This is a genomic window from Prosthecobacter sp., from assembly GCF_044373815.1.
Lineage (GTDB): Bacteria > Verrucomicrobiota > Verrucomicrobiia > Verrucomicrobiales > Verrucomicrobiaceae > Prosthecobacter.
Map to the genome: position 1 here is coordinate 1 of NZ_JBIPNG010000347.1, position 7,103 is coordinate 7,103.

Annotated in this window: 8 protein-coding genes; 3 read left to right on the forward strand and 5 right to left on the reverse strand. The window is 59.1% G+C overall.

The genetic code is table 11. The features are described 5' to 3' along the window. From ACIREA_RS22670 to ACIREA_RS22680, 3 genes are all read right to left on the reverse strand, one after another. Window positions 1-1,493: sialate O-acetylesterase (locus ACIREA_RS22670; RefSeq protein ID WP_397384627.1), on the reverse strand; the 1,493-nt coding region annotated here is incomplete at its 3' end. Between the two features lie 46 nt (window positions 1,494-1,539). Next, window positions 1,540-1,752, reverse strand: a complete 213-nt coding sequence (locus ACIREA_RS22675) for a hypothetical protein (RefSeq protein WP_397384628.1) — start codon at window positions 1,750-1,752, stop codon at window positions 1,540-1,542. A 42-nt stretch (window positions 1,753-1,794) separates the two neighbouring features. Beyond that, complete coding sequence (locus ACIREA_RS22680) at window positions 1,795-2,349, reverse strand: ion channel (RefSeq protein ID WP_397384629.1); 555 nt, start codon at window positions 2,347-2,349, stop codon at window positions 1,795-1,797. A 95-nt stretch (window positions 2,350-2,444) separates the two neighbouring features. Between ACIREA_RS22680 and ACIREA_RS22685 the strand changes: the two genes are divergently transcribed. The 3 genes from ACIREA_RS22685 to ACIREA_RS22695 all read left to right on the forward strand — a co-directional run bounded on the left by ACIREA_RS22685 (window position 2,445) and on the right by ACIREA_RS22695 (window position 5,521). Further along, the gene (locus tag ACIREA_RS22685) at window positions 2,445-3,395 is read left to right on the forward strand and encodes an efflux RND transporter periplasmic adaptor subunit (protein ID WP_397384630.1); all 951 of its coding nucleotides are present in this window, start codon (window positions 2,445-2,447) and stop codon (window positions 3,393-3,395) included. A 110-nt stretch (window positions 3,396-3,505) separates the two neighbouring features. After that, the gene (thrC, locus tag ACIREA_RS22690; protein ID WP_397384631.1) at window positions 3,506-4,876 is read left to right on the forward strand and encodes a threonine synthase; all 1,371 of its coding nucleotides are present in this window, start codon (window positions 3,506-3,508) and stop codon (window positions 4,874-4,876) included. A 42-nt stretch (window positions 4,877-4,918) separates the two neighbouring features. Next, on the forward strand, window positions 4,919-5,521 hold the full coding sequence (locus ACIREA_RS22695) for a hypothetical protein (RefSeq protein WP_397384632.1): 603 nt from the start codon (window positions 4,919-4,921) through the stop codon (window positions 5,519-5,521). Here the strand turns inward: ACIREA_RS22695 and argA are convergent. Together argA and ACIREA_RS22705 are read right to left on the reverse strand one after the other, a co-directional pair. Further along, window positions 5,505-6,833, reverse strand: a complete 1,329-nt coding sequence (argA, locus tag ACIREA_RS22700; RefSeq protein WP_397384633.1) for an amino-acid N-acetyltransferase — start codon at window positions 6,831-6,833, stop codon at window positions 5,505-5,507. The two genes, ACIREA_RS22695 and argA, sit on opposite strands and share 17 nt — an antisense overlap. Next, a partial coding sequence (locus ACIREA_RS22705) for a hypothetical protein (protein ID WP_397384634.1) occupies window positions 6,830-7,103 on the reverse strand: 274 nt, incomplete at its 5' end. The genes argA and ACIREA_RS22705, both read right to left, overlap by 4 nt.

Below are 7,103 nucleotides of genomic sequence, written 5' to 3' on the forward strand. Positions count from 1 at the left end.
TCCGGCCAGCTGGCCCAGGCATAGCGCACACCGATCGGCTGCTGCACAGCGTCGCTCCAGACAACGACTTCGCTGCCTTCGATCTTGGCTTTGGCCCATACCCACTTCTGATCGGCTCCGGCGATTTGGAAACTTTTCGGTTCTCCGCCATCACGGGTTTTCAGACCCGAGCCGGTGTGGGTGAACTGAATGCGAATCTTGTCTCCCTGAACGACGGAGGAAAGGTAGAGCGGACCGCAGTATTCAGCGCCGGATTTGCCATAGTCCTGGGCCAGGGCCCAGAGAGCGAGGCGGCGGCCGACCTCCTGCTTGTTCTTGGGATGGATGTCGTTTTGCTCACCAATGTCATTGATGATGGCGATGCCGCATTTGTCGAGCGTCTGAGCCGTCAGCGTCTGTGCTTCCTGAAGTTCAGCCCAGGTGTCCGGGATGCCGGGTTCCGTGGTCACGGGCTTGCCGTTGCCAAAGTTTGCCAGCTGCACGATGTAAAACGAGAACGCGTCCACCCACTGTTTGCGCCAGTCATTGATCATGGTGGGCAGGAGTTCCTGATACTGGAAGGCGCGGCGCTGGTTCGACTCTCCCTGATACCAGATGACGCCTTTGATGGCGTAGGGAATCAATGGGGCCACCATGCCGTTGAAGAGTACAGCGGGGTGGTGCGGTGTCTTGGTGGGATCTTCCGGCGGGCGTGGTGCTTGGGGCTTGGTCTTCTTCTGATTGGCGGGCAGCTTGGCATTTTCGGCGTCGATCTTTTGCACCTGCGCCTGCCAGTCGGCTTTAACTTTGTCAAAAGCCGCCAGTTCCTTGGGGCCATCCCATTTGGCGACGGCATCTTTCCAGTCAGTAAGCAATTCGGCGGCGCAGGGACGTTCTTCGAGCGCCTCGCGGCTCGTCCAAGCTTCGACACGCGTGCCGCCCCAGGAGGTGTTGATCAAACCAACCGGCACTTTCAGCACCTGGTGCAGGTGCCTGCCAAAGAAATAACCCACGGCGGAGAAATTACCCACATTGGCGCTGGTGGCCTCTTTCCATGCGCCTTTGCAGTCGGACTGTGGTGTCATGCTCGGGCTGCGTTCGACATTGAACATGCGAATCTGGGGATGATTGGCGGCGGCGATTTCCTCCTGGGCCTTGCCGGCCTGCTGCACGGTCCATTGCATGTTCGACTGCCCTGAGCAGACCCACACTTCGCCAACGAGGACGTTTTTCAGCGTGATCGTGTTTTTCCCTGCCACCACAAGATCGGCGGGCTGGGCATTGGCGTTCATGGGGTTCAGCGTGAGCGACCATTTGCCGGTCGGATCCGTGAGCGAACTGTGCGACTGATCACCAAAGGTGACCTTCACGTCTTCGCCGACTTCAGCGGTGCCCCAGATGCGAACGAGCTGTGACTGCTGCAGAACCATGCCGTCGGAGAAAATGGCTGGCAGTTTGACCTCGGCCTGCAGGCTGGTGGCCAGCAGGAGGAGGCAGAGAATGGCGTATTTCATGGTGAATTGTCGTATGAGGGGCAGGTCTGGGCAAGTAAGCCAAATGTCAGAGCAGGGTGTTGTCATCGGAGCGCTCCAGACGGCCGATCTTCTTTTTGATGGTCTCCAGCAGCACGGTCATTTCATGTACGCTGCGGAAGCACTCTTTCTGCGTCTCCTCATCCGCCAATCCGGGTACGGCGGGGTGAATCTTCATGAATTGCAGCGCGATGTTTTTGCAGGCTTCGCGGATTTGAGCGATGGCGGCGGGTCTGTCCATGTCGTCAGCGTAGAGCGCCCGCCCGCACGTGCAAGATGCGGATCAGTCTTCGCGTGGCTTCCGCACACGAAGTGAATCCTTGAGGCTGACAAAATCCGAAAGCAGGAAGATCACGGTGAAAAAGGCCAGCAGCACCTCCATCATCGTGACCAGCTTGGCCGGGACGGTCAGTGGCGTGACATCGCCAAAGCCGAAGAAGGAGAAATTAAGCACGCTGAAAAAGAAGAATTCAAAGAGCTGCTCACTCTGGTTCCACGCGGCGTCGATCGAACTGAAACTCGCCGGTTCCGCCGTTTCCAGGCACCAGTAGTCGAGCGCAAAGGCCAGCGTGATCTGAGCCATGTTCACTCCCATGAGGCCGAGAACGCGGTGATAGGGCATGTCATTCTGCGTGGCCATCAGGATGTGCTGGAGGTTTTCGACGAAAAAGAAGACCGTCTTGGCGAACGCAGCCGCCAGCACCACCAGGCAGAACGTGCGAGCGCTCAACCAGTGAGCCTCCCACAGTGCCTGCAGCCCCGCGGCCACCAGAACAATGACCACGACCTCACCGCCCTGGCGGATGACCTGCCTTGCAATGCCCGGTTCATTTTTCATTGCACGGATTTGAGACTTTCTTGCCCCCCTCGTCGAGCGTAATTTCGTCCGGCATTCGTCATTCGCCTTTCCGATTTCTCATTTAACCTCCGCCCATGAATCTCGTCTCCACCGCCATCCGTTATTCCACCTACCTGCTTGCCGTTGCGGGCGTGATCGCCATGGGGTTTGTGCTCCAGACCATCCGCAGCCAGGAGACAAAGATACCGCCACCGCCTGTCCTGCCGCCCCAGAAGAACGCGCCCGATGACATCGCGGCCACCGGCATCCTCGAAGCCAAGGACGAAAACGTTGCCATTGGCGTGCCGGCGCCTGGTCTGGTCGAGGCGGTCAAAGTCACGGTCAATCAACTCGTGAAGGAGGGCGATGACCTGCTCATCCTGGATGATCGCGAACTGCGTGCCTCGTTGCTTAAGCAGCAGGCGGCCATCGCCATCGCTCAGGCGAACATTGCCATCAACCGCGCCCAGCTGGCGAAGGTGCAGGACATGCTCGACCGCATGACGTCCATCACCGATCAGCGTGCCATCAGCCAGGACGACCTGCGCAACCGCACCAACGACGTGCTCGTGGCCAAGGCGCAGATGCAGGCTGCTGAAGCGCAGCTCTCCTCCGCCGAGGCCGACGTGCAGCAGACCGAACTGCTCATCGACCGCCTCACCGTCAAAGCCCCGAAGGCCGGCACCATCCTCCAGGTCAACATTCGTGCCGGCGAATACGCCTCCCCGGCGAACAAGGAACCAGCGCTTGTGCTGGGGGACATCTCCACGCTGCATGTGCGCGCGGATGTGGATGAACAAAACGCCATGGAAGTGGCTTCTGACCTCGACGCCATCTTCTCGCTGAAGAGCGACTCTTCGAAAAGGTTCAAAGTACAGTTCGTCCGCATCGAGCCCTACGTCATCCCCAAAGTCTCCCTCACCGGCGCCAGCACCGAACGCGTGGATACCCGTGTTTTGCAGGTCATCTACAAACTCGACAAACCCAAGGACCAGCCACTCTACGTCGGGCAGCAGGTGGATGTGTTCATTGCGCGGAAGAAGTGAGTCCTTGCCCTGAGACGAGCCTAAGGGGGCGAAAGACAGCGCATGATGCCCGCAGAGACTCGTTGAGTCTCCCCGATTTCCACGCATGAATACTCCCCTCAATCATTCGCATGCATTACCTTTCCACCCGCGGCCAGACGAAGCCGCATACTTTTTCTGAAGCCGTTGAAGCCGGGCTGGCTCCGGATGGCGGGCTGTTTCTGCCGGAGAAGCTGCCGAACATCGCTGACAAGCTGCCGGCGTGGTCCAAGCTGACCTATCCAGAGCTGGCTGCGGAGTTTTTTACGTTGTTCGCGCCGGAGATCAGCAATGCAGAGTGGCATCAGCTCACGGCGGAGGCATACCGGCGCTTTGATTCACCGGACGTGGCTCCGCTGAAGAAGATCACGGACAAGACTTATGTCCTTGAGCTGTTTCATGGTCCGACACTGGCCTTCAAGGACTTCGCGCTGCAGCTACTTGGACTGCTCTACAAACGCCAGGTCGAAAAAACGGGCAAAAGACTCTCCGTGCTCGGAGCGACTTCGGGGGACACAGGTTCGGCGGCGATCCATGGCTGCCTGGGTCGGGACGGCATCACGATTTTCATTCTATACCCCAATGGTCGCGTCGCGCCGCTGCAGGAGCGCCAGATGGCTTGCACGGGTGCGGACAACGTTTTCGCCATTCCCGTGCCCGGCACTTTTGACGATGCGCAGCGCGTGGTGAAAGAGTCGTTTGGCGACACCGCATTTGCGAAGGCAGTGAATCTGTCCGCTGTGAACTCGATCAACATCGCCCGTGTGCTGGCACAGTGCGTCTACTACATCTGGGCTTGTCTGAAGCTGCCGGAGAGTGCCCGTGCCACGGCGGAATACGTCGTGCCTACTGGCAACTTTGGCAACGTGATGGCCGGTTGGATGGCGCAGCAGATGGGCATGCCCGCAGGCGGCTTCCGCGTGGCAACGAATCAAAACGACATCCTTCATCGCTTCTTCACCAGTGGTGAGTACAGTCAGAGCGACGTGCACCCCAGTCATGCGCCGAGCATGGACATCCAGGCCGCGTCGAACTTCGAGCGCTTTCTTTATTACATCCTGGGTCAAAGCGCGGAGCGCGTGCGTGAGGTGATGGCGCAAATCAAATCTGGTGCCCCTTTCAAAATCGAACTGCCCAAAACCTCGCTGCGCTCCACCCGGATGGACGACGATCAGATCGTCCGCGTCATCTCGCAGATGTGGCAGGACTGGCAGTATGTACTCGATCCACACACCGCCTGCGCCTTTACCGACATGGCTAAGGACCGCGTCAGCGTGGTGCTGGCCACCGCGAGTCCGGCGAAGTTTCCCGAAGTGGTACAGCAGGCCACGGGCAACGAGCCAACGCATCCGACGCTCGAGGCGCTCAAGTCGAAATCGCTGCAAACCTGGCCGATGGCTGCGGATATGGCGACGGTGCAGGAGTTCATCCGGCAACAAACAAGTCACGGAAGCAAGGCTTGACGTGCGAGGCGGCTGCTTGGTTTAATACCCAAAAGGCCCCTCATGAAACTACCGTCCCTTTCCTTCGACTTCATCAAATCAACGGACCTTTCTCCCTACCTGACCAAGGGGGCGGATGCGGGCAATGGGGTGACGCTCATGATCGGAGACGTATACACCTACCTGTTGCTCGGCAGCGGGCCGCTTCTGATCATCGCCGCTCTCGTGCTGGTGAAGGTCATGTATGGGCGGGTGAAATTCTTTGCGCTGGAATTTGGCAACGGCGGTTTCTTTGGCCGCCTCAAGATCATCGGGCCGTCCATCGTCTTGGGGGTGGCGCTGTTTTTACTCGGTGCGGGGGCAACCTGGCTGGGATGGCAGAGCATGGGTTATTCCGTGACTCTCAGTGCCCAAGGGCTGCATGAGGTGACGCGCAGCCAGTCCATTCGATATGAATGGTCCGATGCGATGAGTGCCGCGGAACGCATCAAATCGACAGAATTCTGGGTGGCCTTCGCCAAGGATGGTCGCAAGTGCCGCGTGGCTTTTCAGCAGCGCTACATCGGCGAAAAGCTTCAGGACAATGCGATCGCCATTGCAGAAGCCGCGCTGGCTTATTCCAAGGTGCCGCGCATCAAGCAGGACGGCTCTATTTCAGCGCCTTGACCAGCACCTTTGAGTTCCGTCCGCTCTTGTCGTACTTTTCACGGCGGCTGAGCGGCAGAGCATCAGGATCGGTGACGGTGTAGCCCATTTTTTCCTCGAAGAATCGAAACGCCTGCGTGCTGAGCGCCACAATGATCTCGCAGTTCCGCTGCCGTGCCTGCTCTTCGGCAAAAGCCACGAGCTTGCGGCCATGATTTTTGTTTTTGTGCGAGCGCCGCACAAAGAGACAGGCCAGTTCGGCGATTTTTCTGCCGTCCTCCTCATAGGCATGCACGGCCACGGAGCCGATGGGGTTGCCATCGAGTTCAAGCACGAAGAAGTCTTTGATCTTGGATTGAATCTGATCGCGCGTGCGTGGCACCAGCGCGGCATCGTCCACGCTCTGCTGCATCATGGAGAGCAGGGCAGGGACGTCGGAGGCGCGGGCCTTGCGGATCTGCTGGTAGTCATCGGCATGGATCATCGTGCCCACGCCTTCATTGGAGAAGAGTTCGGCCAGCAGCGCTTCATCCTGTGTGCCATCGACGATGTGAACCCGCGGCACGCCTTCCTGGCAGGCCAGTGCGGCGTAGCGCAGTTTTGAGAGCATGCTCACGTCATGCTTCGAATCCTTGCGCTTGTGCATCTCCTTTGCTTCCGCGACCGAGAGCTGCTCCAGACGGGTGCCGTCGGGGGCGGTGATGCCGGATTCGGCGACGAAGATAACCTTTGCCGCCTGCAGGGCGATGGCGACTTCCACGGCTACCGCATCAGAGTTCAACCTCAGTGTGGCGCCTTTGCCGTCATAACCGAGCGGCGGCAGAATGGGGATGATGTCGGCTTTGAGCAGCGCCCGGATCGATTCTTCATCGACGCGCTCAATGCGGCCGGTGAATTCCAGATCAATGCCATCAATCACGCCCGCTGGATGCACCGCGAGCGCATTGGAAACAGCGACGGGCATCTCCAGCGCGGTCAGATCAGCCATCAGGTCGCTACACTGCCGCATGATGGCGTCCACCGCGATCTCGATGCCTGCGGCGTCGGTCCGGCCCATGCCGTCGTCATTGTAGAGAGAGATGCCGCGTTTCTCGGCAAGCATGCGCACCTGCGCACGTGCGCCAAAGACGAGCACGACCTCGATGTTCAGAGATTGCAGCACCGCCACGTCCTGGAGCAGGCTGGCAAAGCCCGGCTGCATCATCAGCGCGCCATCAAAGGCGATCACAAAAACGCGCTGCCGGAATTGCGGCACGTAGCGCAGGATGCCGCGCAAGTCTTCGAAGCGCTGCTGGGGTTTGGCGGGGTCGTTGTTCACTGTTGGAGTGATCAAGATAGCACAACACCAGCGATTTCGTCCCAAAGTTTGTCGATCTCCTTGGGGCCGTGCGAAGGCCTGCCGGCTTTCGAGAACCAGTAGTCCGCGTTCCACTGGTCGCCTTCGATCACATGGAGCAGCGCATGAATCCAAGAACCCATCTTCGTGTGGATGTCCTGAGCGATGTTGTGCGCGGCGTCCCAGTTTCCCTGCTTTGCGTGCCAGAGGGCCAGGGCCTCGGGTGAAATGGCTTCAGCCGCGGCTTGCGTAGCGGTTTTGAGTTCA

Bases quoted from the DNA above. Each gene is read 5' to 3' on its own strand.
- ACIREA_RS22695 (WP_397384632.1), top strand. From the start codon at position 4,919: ATGAAACTACCGTCCCTTTCCTTCGACTTCATCAAATCAACGGACCTT.
- ACIREA_RS22685 (WP_397384630.1), top strand. From the start codon at position 2,445: ATGAATCTCGTCTCCACCGCCATCCGTTATTCCACCTACCTGCTTGCC.
- ACIREA_RS22680 (WP_397384629.1), bottom strand. From the start codon at position 2,349: ATGAAAAATGAACCGGGCATTGCAAGGCAGGTCATCCGCCAGGGCGGT.
- thrC (WP_397384631.1), top strand. From the start codon at position 3,506: ATGCATTACCTTTCCACCCGCGGCCAGACGAAGCCGCATACTTTTTCT.
- ACIREA_RS22675 (WP_397384628.1), bottom strand. From the start codon at position 1,752: ATGGACAGACCCGCCGCCATCGCTCAAATCCGCGAAGCCTGCAAAAAC.